At 58.4% G+C, this 565-nt stretch carries 1 protein-coding gene; it reads left to right on the top strand.

Annotated elements, in window-relative coordinates; all coding sequences use genetic code 11:
- The coding region (locus PSTU_RS0115600) for a GTP-binding protein (protein ID WP_019341958.1) at window positions 1–565 on the top strand (565 nt) is incomplete at both ends.

Below are 565 nucleotides of genomic sequence, written 5' to 3'. Positions count from 1 at the left end.
TGGCTAAAGAAAAATTCGAACGTAACAAACCGCACCTGAACGTCGGTACCATTGGTCACGTCGACCATGGCAAGACCACGCTCACTGCAGCGCTGACCAAGGTCTGTGCTGAGACCTGGGGCGGCTCTGCGCGTGACTTCTCGCAGATCGACAACGCGCCGGAAGAGAAGGCTCGCGGTATCACCATCAACACCTCCCACGTTGAATATGATTCCTCGATCCGTCACTACGCCCACGTTGACTGCCCAGGTCACGCTGACTATGTGAAGAACATGATCACCGGTGCTGCGCAGATGGACGGCGCGATCCTGGTTTGCTCCGCTGCTGACGGCCCGATGCCGCAGACTCGCGAGCACATCCTGCTGTCCCGCCAGGTTGGTGTTCCTTACATCGTGGTCTTCCTGAATAAGGCAGACATGGTGGACGACGCTGAGCTGCTGGAGCTGGTGGAGATGGAAGTGCGTGACCTGCTGTCGACCTACGACTTCCCAGGTGACGACACGCCGATCGTTATTGGCTCCGCGCTGATGGCGTTGAACGGTCAGGACGACAACGAGATGGGCGT

The sequence above is a fragment of the Stutzerimonas stutzeri SDM-LAC genome, assembly GCF_000235745.1.
Taxonomy (GTDB): Bacteria; Pseudomonadota; Gammaproteobacteria; order Pseudomonadales; family Pseudomonadaceae; genus Stutzerimonas; species Stutzerimonas stutzeri_H.
Note: the sequence above shows the minus strand (reverse complement) of the source record. Positions and strands in the feature narration are given on the sequence as shown.